Below are 16,714 nucleotides of genomic sequence, written 5' to 3'. Positions count from 1 at the left end.
TAGTGTTCTGTCTAAGGGCTATTGATTAGATCATGAATGTTCAGCTTGTTCAAATCGCCTGTTGAAACTTAGCTACTATTAGAGCTCGCGCTTTGAACCCCTGTACAAGCCGCCAAGTCCAATAGTAACATAGTGCATGCCGCCGGAGTATTCCTGTCCAAATTGTGGCGCAGCGAAACCATATCTAAGCCTAATAAACCAGTAGCTGTGCTTGGGACTATTTGGAGCAAGCAAACCCGTACCCCAGTTGAGCTTATAATCTATATTAAATCCTGCAGTGTAGGTGGTTGTAAAATCCAGCCCGGCTTCTTCCACTCCCGGCTCTTTTTCAATATCATATTCTGTAGGGCCAAATGAGGTTGCCCCGATGCCTGCAAAAGGAGAGATCTTAAACCTTTCATTATTGACAATAGCGTATCCAATAGCAGCCTCGGGCAGGTATATTCTCACCTGGGAATCTTTTTCCCACACTCCACCATTAAAGGGACGTTCTTCTTTATTTGAGCTGAAGCCAATATAGTTTCGCAGGTACAGCGTCCATTTTTTATATTCCACATCAAAGGCGACACCCATTGGAATATTGTCTTTAAAGCTATTGGAGAGGTTACCAGTAAGAAAGCCGTATCCGCTGAAAAATTCAAAGGCCAAGCCCCAGTTGGAGGCTACGAACCGAAAACGAATATTTTCCTTTACATAATCGATGTAGTCGCTATTGGGATGCTTTGCAATAAAATTATCTGCCAGGCTATTTATCCTCTCCTGTTCATTGTTTGAATCTTCGGGATTGGAAAGAAGATATTCAAGATACAACACTAAAAAGTCCTTATCTACGTCGGAGAGCTTGGATCGTTCTATCTCCCACTTTAGCACAGGTTTATTCAGAAATGTCTTTTGCTGCACCTTGGCATAAAACATATCGTGCTCTGGCTTGATTTGCAGTATTAGTTTATTCATGGCATTTTCATCAAAACTAATAACGGCATTTAAAAGCTCCTCATACTCCCCGGTCCAGTAAAGCAAAAGCCAGTTCTCTCCGGGATAAATAGCCAGGTAATCATTATTCTCTACTTCCCGCATGAGATAAGTTTTGATAGCTTTTACCCTTTCCATGTCTTCTTCGAGGAATTTGTCAAGCAGGAGACTTCTTCCCCTCGAGATTATCTGAGATTTTGTTCCTTCATAGTTGAGGATCTCTTGCTGCAGACTGTCGCTTTGGGCATGAGAGTGTGCAAATGTCATCAAGAGGAGAAGGAGAAGTAATATTTTAGGCATGTAAAGCTGATGTTATATTGAGATGTGAAGATAATGTTAAATCAACGTGTGTGTGCTGAGGAAAACCACAATTCAAAAGAAATATTTATACGGTAAGGAAAATGAATCAAAATTGAGAAGAGGAGGAAAACGGTAACGCTTAAATTTTATTTTTCCTGAAGTAGTTTTTCAAAGCAGAAACTTTTTTCTACCCCGGCATATTGGCCGTAATTAGGAATTCTATGATAGCAGGATTTATTATACAATTTTATAGCCTCGGGCTGGTTTACACCGGTTTCTAAAATCCAGCGCCTGTAATTGAGTTCCATGGCCCATGATTCCAGTTCTGAAAGAATTTTTCCTGCCATGCCTTTTCCCCTACTTTCTTCTTTAGTGAACATTCTTTTTACTTCGGCTGTTTCGGGATCATAATGTTTGATCGCACCGCAAGCTACTGGAATTTCATTTTCATAAAGAACAACTACATGATTGATTGTAGTAAGCTTGTTGAATTGATCATAAAAAGAATGATCCTCTCCATCGGTTACCGCCAAATGTGCATCCAGCTGTTTTACGAGCTTTACAAAATCAGGATCTGAGGCGGTAGTTCTTTTGACTTTGAATTCAGTCATTTGTTATTTAAACCTTCTTTAAAAAAGGGAAAGAAAAATTAATCCTTCTAATCCAGCTCGGCTATAGTTAAAAGTATGCGGTTTAAAAAATGTCATTTTTGGTACTTATTCTTAACGGTTCGGGTATTTCTACCGTAGGCTAAATACGCGAGAAGCCCAACAAAGGGAACGAAAAATACCAGTAGGGCCCATAACATTCCTTCCCTCCCATTGAATTCTGATGTAACAATTTCATACAGAAAATACATCCAGGCCACTAAAAGGCCAAACATAAATACCTGCCACAAAAAAGCTACAAAAGAAAAATGCTCCATTTTGTTTTGTTAAGCCTGTCCCGTTGGACCGAAATTCAGTGGAATGTTAGGTTGATCGTACTCCTTTATCTCTCCATGTGCCTTTTCAAAACGCTGTACGTTGTCACCCAAAGCTTTTAGCAGTCGCTTGGCGTGCTGCGGAGTAAGGATAATTCGGGATTTTACCTTGCTTTTTGGCGTGCCCGGCATAATGCTCACGAAATCTACCACAAATTCTGAAACTGAATGATTAATTATAGCCAGGTTCGAATAGGTTCCTTCAGCTACTTTTTCATCTAATTCTATATTGATCTGTCCTTTTTTTGACTTTTTTGGATTGTTATTACTTTGATCGCTCATCAGTTATTTTTTAGTTCACCATAAAAGTAGGAATAAAAGTTAAGATTCAAGAGTGCGGACTAGGAACAAAAAGACCCCAAAGGTTTTAAAAACCTTTGAGGTCTGCTCCAAAAAAAAGGCCGCTTTCGCGGCCTTTTTTCTAGTTATAATTTACTTCCTGCTTTTTCTCAAGCATTTCGTCAAATTCTTCTTTAGAACCAACAATGATATGGTCGTACTCCCTTAGACCTGTACCGGCAGGGATTCTGTGTCCAACAATAACATTTTCTTTTAGTCCTTCAAGTTCATCAACCTTACCACTTACGGCTGCTTCGTTAAGTACCTTCGTAGTTTCCTGGAAGGACGCTGCAGAAATAAATGATTTGGTTTGTAGTGATGCACGGGTAATACCCTGTAGTACCGGAGTCGCTGTCGCAGGAATTACTTCCCTTGCCGTTACAAGATTCTTATCCTCTCTTCTAAGGATAGAGTTCTCGTCTCTCAAGTCTCTTGGACTTACGAGCTGTCCCGGCTTCAGGTTCTCTGAATCTCCGGCGTCTTCGACTACCTTCATTCCAAAGATCTCGTCGTTCTCCTCGGTAAAATCATCCTTGTGTACCAATTGGTTCTCAAGGAAGATAGTATCACCCGGATCAACGATCCTTACCTTACGCATCATCTGTCTCACAACTACTTCAAAGTGCTTATCGTTGATTTTCACCCCTTGTAGTCGGTAAACTTCCTGCACTTCATTCACAAGATACTGCTGTACAGCACTTGGTCCTTTGATAGCAAGAATATCTTCCGGCGTTACAGAACCATCAGAAAGTGGCATTCCGGCACGCACATAGTCATTCTCCTGAACAAGGATCTGGTTAGAAAGCTTCACAAGATACTTCTTAACTTCTCCAAGTTTAGATTCAATAATGATCTCACGGTTACCACGCTTGATCTTTCCGAAGGAAACAACTCCGTCAATTTCAGATACAACAGCAGGGTTAGATGGGTTACGTGCTTCGAAAAGCTCGGTCACCCTTGGAAGACCTCCTGTAATATCCCCGGACTTGGAAGATTTACGTGGGATCTTAACCAGGATCTTACCTACCTTGATCTTCTCGTCGTTGTCCACCATAAGGTGAGCCCCAACAGGAAGGTTGTAAGAACGAATTACTTCATCTTTCTTTCCAAGAATCTGGAGGGTTGGGATAAGCTTTTTGTTACGGCTTTCAGAAATTACTTTTTCCTGGAATCCTGTTTGCTCATCGATCTCCACCTGGTAGGTCACCCCTTGCTCGATATTCTCGTATCTGATCTTACCTGCAAATTCTGAAATGATGACCCCGTTATAAGGATCCCACTGGCAAATTACCTCGTCTTTGGAAACTTTGTCTCCGTTCTTAATAAATATCTGTGATCCATAAGGAATGTTGCTTGTACTAAGCACAATTCCGGATTTTTGATCTTTCAGTTTTAATTCTGAAGTTCTGGAGATCACAATCTCTGCCTCACTACCATCTGGAGCTTCTCCTTTTACAGTCTTGAGGTCTTCGATCTCTGCAATTCCGGGGAACTTCGCGATCAATTTATTCTCTTCAGAAATGTTTCCTGCAATACCACCCACGTGGAAGGTACGAAGGGTAAGCTGTGTACCCGGTTCTCCAATAGACTGGGCAGCTACAACTCCAACGGCTTCACCTTTTTGTACCGTTTTATTGGTAGCAAGGTTACGACCGTAACATTTCACACATATTCCTTTCTTAGCCTCACAAGTAAGAGCCGATCTCACCTCTACGCTTTCAATAGGCGCATCGGTGATCTTCTTCACGATATCCTCATCGATCTCCACACCCGAAGCTACCAACAGCTCATTGGTCAAAGGATCGTATACATCATGAAGGGCAGTCCTACCAAGGATTCGCTCTCCAAGAGATTCTACGATCTCCTCGTTCTTCTTCAATGGTGCAACATCTACTCCTCTTAGGGTACCACAATCTTCTTCGTTGATGATCACATCCTGAGACACGTCAACCAAACGACGGGTTAGGTAACCTGCATCGGCAGTTTTAAGGGCTGTATCGGCAAGACCTTTACGCGCACCGTGAGTAGAGATAAAGTACTCAAGGATCGAAAGACCTTCCTTAAAGTTAGAAAGAATAGGGTTTTCAATGATCTCCCCACCACCGGAAGTAGACTTCTTAGGCTTGGCCATCAATCCACGCATACCGGTCAACTGACGGATCTGTTCTTTAGATCCCCTTGCCCCGGAGTCAAGCATCATGTACACCGAGTTAAATCCTTGCTGATCCTCACGAATACGCTTCATGGCCAATTCCGTTAAGCCTGCGTTTGTTGAAGTCCAGATATCAATAACCTGATTGTAACGCTCGTTGTTGGTGATAAGACCCATGTTATAGTTCCCTATAATACCTTCAACCTGCTCGTTTGCATCGTTAATCATAGATTGCTTTTCTTCCGGAATAATAATATCTCCCAAACTGAAAGATAATCCTCCACGGAATGCAAATCCATAACCCATCTCCTTAATAGCGTCAAGGAATTCCGCAGTTTCGGGAACACTTGTCACTTTAAGGATGTTACCAATAATATCACGAAGCGACTTCTTGGTTAGTACCTCGTTCACAAAACCTGCCTTTTCGGGCACAGCCTGGTTGAACAGTACTCTACCTACAGTAGTTTCTATGATCTGGTATACTAGTTCTCCTGCTTCGTTGAAGTCTTTTGTGCGAATCTTGATCATCGCATTAAGCTCAACCCTCTTCTGGTTGTAGGCGATATTCACCTCTTCTGCGGAGTAGAAAGTAAGGCCTTCTCCTTTTACAGGTCTTTCTTCAGTCGATTTTCTGGCCTTTGTCATGTAGTAAAGACCAAGAACCATATCCTGAGAAGGTACAGTAACCGGAGAACCGTTTGCAGGGTTCAAAATATTGTGAGAACCTAGCATCAACAGCTGAGCTTCAAGGATAGCCTCTGGCCCAAGCGGAAGGTGAACAGCCATCTGGTCACCATCAAAGTCGGCGTTGAATGCAGTACACGCAAGCGGGTGTAGCTGGATCGCCTTTCCTTCGATAAGTTTTGGCTGGAATGCCTGGATACCCAATCTGTGAAGGGTTGGGGCCCGGTTTAGCAACACAGGGTGCCCTTTCAACACGTTCTCAAGAATATCCCAAACAACAGGTTCTTTTTTATCTATAATTTTCTTGGCAGACTTCACAGTCTTAACAATACCTCTTTCGATAAGCTTTCTTATCACAAAAGGCTTGTAAAGTTCGGCTGCCATGTCTTTTGGAAGACCACATTCGTAGAACTTCAATTCTGGTCCAACAACAATTACCGAACGTGCCGAATAATCCACACGCTTACCAAGCAGGTTTTGACGGAAACGTCCTTGCTTACCTTTTAAGGAATCGGAAAGGGATTTCAACGGCCTGTTGGAATCGGTTTTTACGGCTGAAGACTTACGGGTGTTATCGAACAACGAATCCACAGATTCCTGAAGCATACGCTTCTCGTTACGAAGGATAACCTCAGGAGCTTTGATCTCCATCAATCTCTTCAAACGGTTGTTACGAATGATCACACGACGGTAAAGGTCATTCAAATCTGAAGTTGCGAAACGACCTCCATCAAGCGGCACCAATGGACGCAATTCCGGCGGAATAATTGGAATTACTTTCATGATCATCCACTCGGGACGGTTCTCGCGGTTCTTATTAGCATCACGAAGTGCTTCTACAACCTGAAGTCTTTTAAGAGCTTCAGTTTTACGTTGTTTTGAAGTTTCGTTGTTTGCTTTATGTCTCAATTCATAAGAAAGAGAATCAAGATCTATTCGCTGCAAAATGTCAATAAGACACTCTGCCCCCATTTTTGCAATGAATTTGTTTGGATCGTTGTCATCCAGGTAAAGGTTTTCCTGCGGAAGGGTATCCAGAATATTCAGGTACTCTTCTTCAGTTAGGAAATCCATTTTCTTCAACGGCGATCCATCCTCATTCTTGGCGATACCCGGCTGAATTACTACGTATCTCTCGTAGTAGATGATCATGTCCAGTTTTTTGGACGGAAGACCAAGCAGGTATCCAATTTTGTTAGGTAAAGAACGGAAGTACCAGATATGTGCAACAGGAACTACAAGGTTGATATGCCCTACGCGGTCTCTACGCACTTTCTTTTCGGTCACCTCTACACCACATCTATCACACACGATCCCTTTGTAACGGATCCTTTTGTACTTTCCGCAGGCACATTCATAATCCTTTACAGGACCGAAGATACGCTCACAGAAAAGCCCGTCCCTCTCGGGTTTGTGCGTACGATAATTGATAGTTTCAGGCTTCAAGACCTCCCCGCGTGATTCGGCAAGAATCGACTCTGGAGAAGCTAAACCTATAGAGATCTTGTTAAACCTCTGTACTGTATTCTTATCATTATTTCTAGCCATAATACTTTTTATGTAGTAATCAGTTTTCAATAAGCAGTATTCGAACCGGATACTGCTTACTGTCCACTGGTGACTCTTTTATTCTTCTAATCTAATATCTAATCCCAGACCTTTCAATTCATGCATCAATACGTTGAAAGATTCAGGTAGTCCCGGTTCTGGCATTGGCTCACCTTTTACAATGGCTTCATATGTCTTGGCTCTTCCTATTACATCATCAGACTTCACTGTCAAGATCTCACGTAAGGTTGCTGAAGCACCATAGGCTTCAAGCGCCCACACTTCCATCTCTCCAAATCGCTGACCTCCAAACTGGGCTTTACCTCCAAGAGGCTGCTGGGTGATCAATGAGTATGGCCCGATAGAACGTGCGTGCATCTTATCATCGATCATGTGACCCAACTTAAGCATGTAGATCACACCAACGGTTGCAGGCTGGTCAAAACGATCTCCGGTTCCACCATCATATAGATAAGTGTGACCGAATCTTGGAATTCCGGCTTCATCTGTCAACTCATTGATCTGGTCTATAGTTGCACCGTCAAAAATTGGAGTAGCAAACTTTCTACCTAATTTTTGTCCGGCCCATCCAAGAACAGTTTCATAGATCTGCCCAATGTTCATACGTGACGGTACCCCTAGTGGGTTCAACACGATATCAACAGGCGTACCATCTTCAAGGAAAGGCATATCTTCCTGGCGAACGATACGGGCAACAATACCTTTGTTACCGTGACGACCGGCCATCTTATCCCCTACTTTAAGCTTACGCTTCTTAGCGATATAAACTTTAGCAAGTTTGATAATACCTGAAGGAAGTTCATCCCCTACAGAAATAGTGAATTTCTCTCTTCTTAAATTACCCTGAATGTCATTCTCTTTAATACGATAGTTGTGAAGAAGATCTGCAACTAAGGCATTAAGGTGTTCATCTGTGGTCCATGTTCCCTGGGTAAGGTGAGTGTAATCATCAACTGCATTAAGCATTTTCTGAGTGTACTTCTTACCTTTTGGAAGGATCTCCTCGCCAAGGTCGTTCATAACTCCCTGAGCGGTTTTTCCACCAATGATCGCGAACAATTTATCTACCAGTTCAGACTTTAAAATGGCAAATTTAGCTTCGTATTTTTTCTCAAGTGCCGCAACATCTTCCTTGTCCTGAGCTCTCTTACGCTTATCCTTAATGGCGCGGGCAAACAATTTCTTGTCGATCACCACACCTCTCAAAGATGGAGAAGCTTTAAGAGAAGCATCTTTCACATCACCTGCCTTGTCACCAAAGATCGCTCTAAGAAGTTTTTCTTCAGGAGTAGGATCGCTTTCTCCTTTTGGAGTAATCTTACCAATTAAAATATCTCCCGGCTTAACTTCGGCACCAATTCTTATCATTCCATTTTCATCAAGGTCTTTAGTAGCCTCTTCAGAAACGTTTGGAATGTCATTTGTCAATTCTTCGTTCCCAAGCTTGGTATCCCTTACTTCAAGAGAATACTCATCGATGTGAATAGAGGTGAAAATGTCATTTCTTACCACATTTTCTGAGATTACGATCGCATCCTCGAAGTTGTACCCTTTCCATGGCATGAAGGCAACCTTCATGTTACGTCCAAGAGCAAGTTCCCCAGCCTCGGTAGCATAACCCTGACAAAGCACCTGGCCTTTGCTCACCCTGTCTCCTACTCTTACGATAGGCTTCAGGTTGATTGAAGTACCCTGGTTGGTCTTTCTGAATTTTACAAGCTCGTAAGTCTTAGAATCTGAATCAAAGCTTACCATACGCTCTTCTTCAGTCCTGTCGTACTTGATCACGATCTTTTGTGCGTCAACATACTCTACAGTTCCATCTCCTTCAGCATTGATCAAAACGCGCGAATCTGTAGCAACCTGTCTTTCCAGTCCGGTACCCACAATTGGAGAATCCACTCTTAAAAGAGGTACGGCCTGGCGCATCATGTTCGATCCCATCAGGGCACGGTTCGCATCATCGTGCTCCAAAAATGGAATCAACGAAGCTGAAATAGAAGCGATCTGGTTTGGAGCAACATCCATATAGTGAACCTGGGTTGGCTCTACAACAGGGAAGTCACCTTCCTCACGGGCAATTACTCTATCTGCCTCAATAGTACCGTCATCACTCATTGCAATGTTCGCCTGGGCGATCATTTTCTCTTCTTCCTCTTCGGCACTTAAATATCTTGGCTCCTCGGTAACATTTACTTTTCCGTTTACAACTTCACGGTAAGGAGTTTCCAGGAATCCCATAGAATTCACTTTAGCATAGGCTGAAAGTGAAGAAATAAGACCGATATTCGGACCTTCTGGAGTTTCAATAGGACAAAGTCTACCATAGTGAGTGTAGTGAACGTCACGTACCTCAAAACCTGCTCTCTCTCTGGACAAACCTCCGGGTCCAAGAGCCGAAAGACGACGCTTGTGAGTGATCTCTGCCAGCGGATTCGTTTGATCCATGAACTGAGACAGCTGGTTGGTTCCAAAGAAAGAGTTGATCACAGAAGACAAGGTCTTCGCATTGATCAAATCAATTGGAGTAAACACCTCGTTGTCACGAACATTCATCCTTTCACGGATAGTACGTGCCATACGGGCTAAACCTACTCCAAACTGCTGAGACAGCTGCTCTCCTACTGTTCTTACACGACGGTTAGACAAGTGGTCGATATCATCAACCTCTGCCTTTGAGTTGATAAGCTCAATAAGGTATTTTACGATGGTAATGATATCCTCACGGGTAAGCACCTGCTTATCCATGGCAATATCAAGACCAAGTTTTTTGTTCATTCTGTAACGACCTACTTCCCCAAGGTTGTAACGCTGGTCTGAGAAGAACAGTTTATCAATGATTCCGCGTGCAGTTTCCTCATCTGGTGGTTCTGCGTTACGAAGTTGACGGTATATATGCTCAACCGCTTCCTTTTCGGAGTTGGTCGGGTCTTTTTGTAATGTATTGTGAATGATAGCGTAATCTCCGGTCTGGTTATCTTCCTTGTGAAGAAGAATAGTTTTTGATCCGGTTTCTACGATCTCTTCAATGTGTTCTTTTTCAAGAACAGTATCACGGTCAAGAATGATCTCATTTCGCTCGATTGAAACAACCTCTCCAGTATCTTCATCTACAAAATCTTCATACCAGGTGTTCAATACACGCGCAGCCAGTTTACGGCCAAGGACCTTCTTAAGTCCGGTTTTGGAAACTTTAACCTCTTCTGCAAGGTCAAAGATCTCCAGAATATCTTTATCGCGCTCAAAACCAATGGCGCGGAAAAGAGTAGTAACAGGTAATTTTTTCTTCCTATCGATATACGCGTACATTACGCTATTGATATCGGTAGCAAATTCAATCCAGGATCCTTTAAAAGGAATTACACGGGCAGAATAGAGTTTCGTTCCGTTTGCATGGAAGGATTGTCCAAAGAATACTCCGGGAGACCGGTGCAACTGAGAAACGACTACGCGCTCAGCTCCATTGATACAAAAGGTCCCGCTTGGGGTCATGTAAGGAATTGTCCCAAGGTACACATCCTGAACAATAGTTTCAAAATCCTCATGTTCCGGATCTGTACAGTAAAGCTTTAACCGTGCTTTAAGCGGTACACTATAGGTCAATCCACGCTCAATACATTCCTGCAGGGAGTATCGCGGCGGGTCCACAAAATAGTCTAAAAATTCTAGTACGAATTGGTTACGGGTGTCCGTAATTGGAAAGTTCTCCATGAAGGTATTGTATAACCCTTCATTTCCTCTTTCTTCTGATTTCGTTTCTAATTGAAAGAAGTCCTGGAATGACTTGATCTGGATATCCAGAAAGTCGGGGTAAGCAGGCCTGTTCTTTACAGAAGAGAAACTCAATCTTTCAGTTTGCGTTGCTAACATCAATGGACGGAATTATGTTATTATATAAAAAGGTGTGCGAAATAAACAGGAAATGTTTATATACGCAAAATGGTTTAGACCTCAGAGAACCTAATCTCCGGGTCTAAACCTATATTAGTGTGTGGGTTTAGCTTACTTAAGCTCAACCTCAGCTCCTGCTTCTTCTAACTGTGCTTTTAATGCTTCAGCTTCGTCTTTAGAAACTCCCTCTTTTACTGGTTTTGGAGCACCATCTACCAATTCTTTAGCATCTTTCAAGCCAAGACCGGTAAGTTCTTTTACTAATTTCACTACGGCTAGTTTTGATCCACCCGGAGCTTTAAGGATTACGTCAAATTCAGACTGCTCTTCAGCGGCTTCTTCACCACCAGCGGCAGCACCACCAGCAACAGCAACAGCTGCAGCAGCAGGCTCAATCCCGTATTCTTCTTTTAAAATATCAGCTAACTCATTAACTTCTTTTACTGTCAAGTTAACCAATTGTTCTGCGAAATCTTTTAAATCTGCCATTTTCTATCGTTTTTAAAATGTAATGTAATTTATGTTTGTTAAAAAGTGCGTACTAAATTATCCTTCCTTTTCAGAAAGGGTCTTAAGAATTCCTGCAAGTTTACCACCACCAGATTTAAGTGCCGAAATAACATTTTTGGCAGGTGATTGTAGTAATCCAACAATATCTCCAATAACTTCTTCTTTAGATTTGATGCTAACCAGAGTATCTAGTTTATCATCTCCAATGAAGATAGCCTCTTCAATAAACGCGCCTTTTAGTAAAGGACGGTCAGATTTTTTTCTGAATTCTTTAATTACTTTGGCCGGTGCATTTCCTGTATCAGAGAACATGATGGAAGTATTTCCCTTCAAAGTTGAAGGAAGATCTCCAAAATCTTTATCTGAACTCTCCATGGCTTTAGCCAAAAGTGTGTTTTTAACTACCGCAAGTTTTACGTTAGCTTTAAAACAAGCTCTGCGCAAATTTGATGTATTCAAGGCGTTCAAGCCAGAAATATCGGCCAGGTAAATAGTCGTATTATCAGCTAACTGGGCAGTTAAATCTTCAATTACTCTTGATTTTTCTTCTCTTGTCATAATCCAATAATATTATTGCTCAGTGAACCTTTTAGTATCGATCTCAACACTAGGACTCATAGTGCTAGACATGTGGATACTTTTAATGTATACACCTTTAGCAGCCGTAGGTTTCAATTTTACCAGGGTAGTTAATAATTCTCTTGCGTTTCCTGCTATTTTATCTGCCTCAAATGAAGCCTTTCCAATACCAGCGTGAACAATACCTGTCTTATCTACTTTGAAGTCGATCTTACCGGCTTTAACATCAGACACAGCTTTAGCCACATCCATAGTTACTGTTCCGGTCTTAGGGTTAGGCATCAAACCTCTTGGTCCAAGAACCCGTCCAAGGGGTCCTAATTTACCCATAACACTAGGCATAGTGATGATCACATCAACATCTGTCCAGCCACCTTTGATCTTATCAAGGTACTCGTCTAAACCAACATAATCTGCACCGGCTTCTTTAGCTTCTGCCTCCTTATCTGGAGTAACAAGAGCCAAAACCTTCACGTCTTTACCTGTACCGTGTGGTAGGGTAACTACGCCACGCACCATTTGATTTGCCTTACGGGGATCAACGTTCAAACGAACGGCGATATCTACAGAAGGATCAAAATTTACGTTGGTAATCTCTTTTATTAAAGCTGAAGCTTCTGCAACCGAATAAGTTTTACCTTTTTCAAGTTTAGACTGTGCTTCCTTTTGCTTTTTAGTCAATCTTGCCATTTTTAATTTCTTTTTGGATTAAAAAGGTGCTTGTCCTTTTACAGTAATTCCCATAGATCTTGCTGTTCCTGCCACCATCTTCATCGCAGACTCAATTGTGAATGCGTTTAGATCCTGCATCTTATCTTCAGCAATGGCTCTTACCTGATCCCAAGAAACACTAGCTACTTTTTTACGGTTTGGTTCACCAGAACCTTTTTTAGTCTTCGCAGCTTCCATGATCTGAACTGCAGCCGGTGGAGTTTTAATTACAAAATCAAAAGACTTATCCTTATAAACTGTAATTACAACAGGCAATACTTTACCCTGCTTATCCTGGGTTCTTCCGTTAAATTGCTTACAGAATTCCATGATATTAACTCCGGCAGCACCTAAAGCTGGTCCAACTGGTGGTGATGGGTTAGCAGCACCTCCGCGAACTTGTAACTTAACAACCTTACTTACTTCTTTTGCCATTTTATTAATTTTAAGATGATAGTTTTGTTAGTGGAAGCATACTAAAACTATCCAAAAATATATAGTGTAACAGTTATTATACTTTTTCTACCTGCATATAGCTAAGCTCCAGCGGCGTCTTTCTACCAAAGATCTTCACCATCACTTCAAGCTTACGCTTCTCTTCATTGATCTTTTCAACAGTTCCATTGAAACCGTTGAAAGGACCGTCAATTACTTTAATAGTTTCACCAATGGTAAATGGAATCGCAACATTATCTGCCTTCACAGAAAGTTCATCCACTTTTCCTAGCATGCGGTTAACTTCAGATTTTCTTAGAGGCACAGGATCTCCTCCTTTTGTCTCTCCTAAAAACCCGATAACACCATTTATAGATTTGATAATGTGAGGGATCTCACCACCAATATTGGCAAGGATCATAACATATCCGGGGAAGTAAACACGCTCCTTATTTACCTTTTTGCCATTCCTTATTTGAATGACTTTTTCTGTTGGCACAAGAACCTGTTCAATAAAATCTTCAAGACCTTCATGAGCGATCTCGCGCTCAATATATTCCTTTACTTTATTCTCCTGTCCGCTTACGGCACGAACTACATACCATTTTTTGTCTTTCACCTCTGCCATAGCAATACTACTTACGATTTAATCCATTCAAAATATTGCTCTATCACACCGCTAAACACAGTATCCACACCCCAGATCAATAATGCGAAGATTATAGAGAACACAGCTACCACTACAGTTAACCTTTGAGCTTCTGCCCAGGTAGGCCAGGTAACGTGATTCTTCAATTCATTATAGGACTCCGAAATGTAATTTGCTATTCCTGCCATGGTATTTAATTTTTCCGCTCAATATTTATTAAGCGCAGGCTCCCGTTTTACTACCCCTTTCTTCGGAAAGAATTCGGTGGCCATGTAGTTGATCAATATTGTTTTGAAAAAGAGGTTTTTATACGACCACTCTTTTGTGCACGGGTTGAGAGACTCGAACTCCCGACACCTGGTTTTGGAGACCAGTGCTCTACCAACTGAGCTAAACCCGTAAATACAAGTCAAGGTATTCACCGTGGTGAATACCTCAACTTTATAAATTCAGACTCTAATTAGTCAAGGATTTCAGTTACCTGACCAGCACCTACAGTTCTACCACCTTCACGGATAGCGAAACGTAGACCAACGTTCATTGCGATTGGCTGGATAAGATCAACAGTAATAGTAAGGTTATCACCTGGCATTACCATTTCAACTCCTTCAGGAAGGTTAATTGTTCCTGTCACGTCAGTTGTACGAACGTAGAACTGTGGACGGTAGTTGTTGTGGAATGGAGTGTGACGTCCACCTTCTTCTTTTTTAAGGATATAAACCTCAGCTTTGAATTTAGCGTGTGGAGTTACAGATCCTGGCTTAGTGATTACCATACCACGAGAGATCTGGCTCTTTTCAATACCTCTTAGAAGGATACCAACGTTATCACCAGCTTCACCTCTGTCAAGGATCTTACGGAACATCTCAACTCCTGTAATAGTAGAAGTAAGTTTTCCAGCTCCCATACCAATGATCTCTACAGGATCTCCAGTGTTAGCAACACCAGTTTCGATACGACCGGTAGCAACAGTACCACGACCAGTAATAGAGAATACATCTTCGATAGGCATTAGGAATGGCTTATCAACGTCACGCTCTGGCAATTCGATCCAGGAATCAACTGCATCCATAAGCTGCATTACAGTGTCAACCCACTTTTGCTCACCATTAAGTGCACCAAGAGCAGAACCTGAAATTACAGGACCGTTGTCACCATCATATTCGTAGAAAGAAAGAAGATCTCTTACTTCCATCTCAACTAGCTCAAGTAGCTCCTCATCATCAACCATATCCACTTTGTTAAGGAATACAACGATTCTAGGAATACCTACCTGACGACCAAGAAGGATGTGTTCACGAGTTTGTGGCATTGGACCATCAGTAGCTGCAACCACAAGAATAGCACCGTCCATTTGAGCAGCACCAGTAACCATGTTCTTAACGTAATCCGCGTGACCTGGACAGTCAACGTGAGCGTAGTGACGGTTAGCAGTTGAGTACTCTACGTGTGAAGAGTTGATTGTAATACCTCTTTCTTTTTCTTCCGGAGCGTTATCAATCTGATCAAAAGATCTAGCTTCTGAATAACCGGCATCAGCTAATACCTTAGTAATAGCTGCTGTTAAAGTTGTTTTTCCGTGATCAACGTGTCCAATTGTACCTATGTTAAGGTGCGGCTTGGACCGATCGTAAGTTTCCTTTGCCATAATTAATACTTATTTAATCTTAGTTATATATTAGTGTTCAATTTTATACAAAATCTCAGAGCCAACGACGGGAATTGAACCCGTGACCTCTTCCTTACCAAGGAAACGCTCTACCCCTGAGCTACGTCGGCAAAAAAAGTCACCTCCGTCAAAGCTTGTTTTTGGGGAGACAACCTGTTGGACACAAGAGTAGTTGCTAATTTTTGTCTAGCAGAAAATCACGCCCCGGGCGTGAAGATCTTTCCAGTATAAAAAGAAGCAAACTCTTTTTATATTTCCTTTCCTAAGAAAGACTTTGAGCGGGAGACCGGGTTCGAACCGGCGACATTCAGCTTGGAAGGCTGACGCTCTACCAACTGAGCTACTCCCGCATTCCTAAATCCCAACTTTTCAAGCACCAAATTCCATTTTGGTATTTGGAATTTGTAGTTTGGAATTTAAAGTGGTGGGGAGAGCAGGATTCGAACCTGCGAAGTTAAAAAACAACAGATTTACAGTCTGTCCTCGTTGGCCGCTTGAGTATCTCCCCAATTTTTACCTTTCAATATTTCAGAGAACCATTGCTTTGGAATGGCTACTTTTTTGAAGCCGCAAATTAACAGAAAATTAATTTACCAACCAAAGCTTTTTAATTCAAAATTTCAAGAACTTTAAAAACCGGATTTCTGCGGTTTTTAAGAGCCGATGGAGGGACTCCCTTCGACTGCGCTCAGGATAAACTTCTCGTCCCTCTGTAGCTTTTCAAAACATTGTTTTTCTCGCTACACCCTTGCGTTTTCACTTCAATATTTCAGAGCCGATGGAGGGACTCGAACCCACGACCTGCTGATTACAAATCAGCTGCTCTAGCCAGCTGAGCTACATCGGCAAAATTCAAAACTTTTTCACAAAAAAAGTCCGCTATTTCTAACGGACTGCAAATGTATAAATTTAAATCTGTTCTCAAAACATTTGAGAAAAATATTTTTATGCTACCTGGGCATTAAATTTCCTCTTGCGTTTTTGAAGCTGCCTTTGCAATGAACTAACACATTCATCCACACCTATTTCGAATTTCCTACCCCTCTTTTTACAGATCAATTCATCTCCCGGAATACTCAGTAAAATTTCTGAAATTTTATTTTCCTTATCACTGGCTTTCTCAACTTTTAAATACACATCGGCATAAATCACATTGTCAAAATAATTCTCCAGCTTGTCCAGCTTTTTCTGAATGAAATTTACCAGTTTTTGATCTGCGTGGAAGTTCACGGATTGCACGTTTACTTTCATAAGTTTAGAAGTTTTAATTAG

The 16,714-nt window shown here is 41.8% G+C and carries 14 protein-coding genes and 5 tRNA genes; all 19 read right to left on the bottom strand.

Annotated elements, in window-relative coordinates:
* Positions 1-78: 78 nt before the first annotated feature.
* Positions 79-1,272, bottom strand: coding sequence for a hypothetical protein (locus tag VR862_RS13480; RefSeq protein ID WP_324721514.1), 1,194 nt, complete (start codon positions 1,270-1,272; stop codon positions 79-81).
* Between the two features lie 146 nt (positions 1,273-1,418).
* Complete coding sequence (locus tag VR862_RS13475) at positions 1,419-1,883, bottom strand: GNAT family N-acetyltransferase (RefSeq protein ID WP_324721513.1); 465 nt, start codon at positions 1,881-1,883, stop codon at positions 1,419-1,421.
* Between the two features lie 92 nt (positions 1,884-1,975).
* The gene (locus VR862_RS13470) at positions 1,976-2,197 is read right to left on the bottom strand and encodes a PLD nuclease N-terminal domain-containing protein (RefSeq protein ID WP_324721512.1); all 222 of its coding nucleotides are present in this window, start codon (positions 2,195-2,197) and stop codon (positions 1,976-1,978) included.
* Between the two features lie 9 nt (positions 2,198-2,206).
* Positions 2,207-2,536, bottom strand: coding sequence for a DUF3467 domain-containing protein (locus VR862_RS13465; protein ID WP_324721511.1), 330 nt, complete (start codon positions 2,534-2,536; stop codon positions 2,207-2,209).
* 139 nt (positions 2,537-2,675) lie between these two features.
* Positions 2,676-6,977: a DNA-directed RNA polymerase subunit beta' gene (gene rpoC, locus VR862_RS13460; protein WP_324721510.1), complete on the bottom strand. Its 4,302-nt coding sequence runs from the start codon at positions 6,975-6,977 to the stop codon at positions 2,676-2,678.
* Between the two features lie 78 nt (positions 6,978-7,055).
* The gene (rpoB, locus tag VR862_RS13455) at positions 7,056-10,868 is read right to left on the bottom strand and encodes a DNA-directed RNA polymerase subunit beta (RefSeq protein WP_324721572.1); all 3,813 of its coding nucleotides are present in this window, start codon (positions 10,866-10,868) and stop codon (positions 7,056-7,058) included.
* Between the two features lie 132 nt (positions 10,869-11,000).
* A complete protein-coding gene (rplL, locus tag VR862_RS13450) occupies positions 11,001-11,378 on the bottom strand; it encodes a 50S ribosomal protein L7/L12 (RefSeq protein ID WP_266069942.1) in 378 nt (125 codons plus the stop codon).
* Positions 11,379-11,435: 57 nt separating this feature from the next.
* Positions 11,436-11,957: a 50S ribosomal protein L10 gene (gene rplJ / locus VR862_RS13445; protein ID WP_324721509.1), complete on the bottom strand. Its 522-nt coding sequence runs from the start codon at positions 11,955-11,957 to the stop codon at positions 11,436-11,438.
* Positions 11,958-11,969: 12 nt separating this feature from the next.
* Positions 11,970-12,668, bottom strand: coding sequence for a 50S ribosomal protein L1 (rplA, locus tag VR862_RS13440; protein ID WP_324721507.1), 699 nt, complete (start codon positions 12,666-12,668; stop codon positions 11,970-11,972).
* A gap of 18 nt (positions 12,669-12,686) precedes the next feature.
* Positions 12,687-13,124, bottom strand: a complete 438-nt coding sequence (gene rplK / locus VR862_RS13435) for a 50S ribosomal protein L11 (protein ID WP_324721506.1) — start codon at positions 13,122-13,124, stop codon at positions 12,687-12,689.
* A gap of 76 nt (positions 13,125-13,200) precedes the next feature.
* Positions 13,201-13,752, bottom strand: a complete 552-nt coding sequence (gene nusG, locus VR862_RS13430; protein WP_324721505.1) for a transcription termination/antitermination protein NusG — start codon at positions 13,750-13,752, stop codon at positions 13,201-13,203.
* 11 nt (positions 13,753-13,763) lie between these two features.
* On the bottom strand, positions 13,764-13,961 hold the full coding sequence (gene secE / locus VR862_RS13425; RefSeq protein WP_168025835.1) for a preprotein translocase subunit SecE: 198 nt from the start codon (positions 13,959-13,961) through the stop codon (positions 13,764-13,766).
* A 139-nt stretch (positions 13,962-14,100) separates the two neighbouring features.
* Positions 14,101-14,173 (bottom strand) — tRNA-Trp (locus tag VR862_RS13420).
* Positions 14,174-14,233: 60 nt separating this feature from the next.
* A complete protein-coding gene (gene tuf, locus VR862_RS13415; protein WP_324721504.1) occupies positions 14,234-15,421 on the bottom strand; it encodes an elongation factor Tu in 1,188 nt (395 codons plus the stop codon).
* 59 nt (positions 15,422-15,480) lie between these two features.
* Positions 15,481-15,552, bottom strand: a tRNA-Thr gene (locus VR862_RS13410).
* A gap of 167 nt (positions 15,553-15,719) precedes the next feature.
* Positions 15,720-15,792 (bottom strand) — tRNA-Gly (locus tag VR862_RS13405).
* A gap of 72 nt (positions 15,793-15,864) precedes the next feature.
* Positions 15,865-15,950, bottom strand: a tRNA-Tyr gene (locus VR862_RS13400).
* A 265-nt stretch (positions 15,951-16,215) separates the two neighbouring features.
* Positions 16,216-16,289: transfer RNA gene (locus VR862_RS13395), tRNA-Thr, on the bottom strand.
* A gap of 98 nt (positions 16,290-16,387) precedes the next feature.
* Positions 16,388-16,693, bottom strand: coding sequence for a ribosome hibernation-promoting factor, HPF/YfiA family (gene hpf / locus VR862_RS13390; RefSeq protein WP_324721503.1), 306 nt, complete (start codon positions 16,691-16,693; stop codon positions 16,388-16,390).
* Positions 16,694-16,714 lie beyond the last annotated feature (21 nt).

This window comes from Salinimicrobium aquimaris (assembly GCF_035607535.1).
GTDB lineage: Bacteria > Bacteroidota > Bacteroidia > Flavobacteriales > Flavobacteriaceae > Salinimicrobium.
The sequence above is the reverse complement of the archived record's forward strand: the minus strand, read 5'-3'. Positions and strand labels throughout refer to the sequence as shown.

Coding starts and splice junctions, on each gene's coding strand:
- tuf (WP_324721504.1), bottom strand. CDS start 15,421: ATGGCAAAGGAAACTTACGATCGGTCCAAGCCGCACCTTAACATAGGT.
- VR862_RS13480 (WP_324721514.1), bottom strand. CDS start 1,272: ATGCCTAAAATATTACTTCTCCTTCTCCTCTTGATGACATTTGCACAC.
- hpf (WP_324721503.1), bottom strand. CDS start 16,693: ATGAAAGTAAACGTGCAATCCGTGAACTTCCACGCAGATCAAAAACTG.
- VR862_RS13465 (WP_324721511.1), bottom strand. CDS start 2,536: ATGAGCGATCAAAGTAATAACAATCCAAAAAAGTCAAAAAAAGGACAG.
- VR862_RS13470 (WP_324721512.1), bottom strand. CDS start 2,197: ATGGAGCATTTTTCTTTTGTAGCTTTTTTGTGGCAGGTATTTATGTTT.
- secE (WP_168025835.1), bottom strand. CDS start 13,961: ATGGCAGGAATAGCAAATTACATTTCGGAGTCCTATAATGAATTGAAG.
- rplA (WP_324721507.1), bottom strand. CDS start 12,668: ATGGCAAGATTGACTAAAAAGCAAAAGGAAGCACAGTCTAAACTTGAA.
- rplL (WP_266069942.1), bottom strand. CDS start 11,378: ATGGCAGATTTAAAAGATTTCGCAGAACAATTGGTTAACTTGACAGTA.
- rplK (WP_324721506.1), bottom strand. CDS start 13,124: ATGGCAAAAGAAGTAAGTAAGGTTGTTAAGTTACAAGTTCGCGGAGGT.
- rpoB (WP_324721572.1), bottom strand. CDS start 10,868: ATGTTAGCAACGCAAACTGAAAGATTGAGTTTCTCTTCTGTAAAGAAC.
- nusG (WP_324721505.1), bottom strand. CDS start 13,752: ATGGCAGAGGTGAAAGACAAAAAATGGTATGTAGTTCGTGCCGTAAGC.
- rpoC (WP_324721510.1), bottom strand. CDS start 6,977: ATGGCTAGAAATAATGATAAGAATACAGTACAGAGGTTTAACAAGATC.
- VR862_RS13475 (WP_324721513.1), bottom strand. CDS start 1,883: ATGACTGAATTCAAAGTCAAAAGAACTACCGCCTCAGATCCTGATTTT.
- rplJ (WP_324721509.1), bottom strand. CDS start 11,957: ATGACAAGAGAAGAAAAATCAAGAGTAATTGAAGATTTAACTGCCCAG.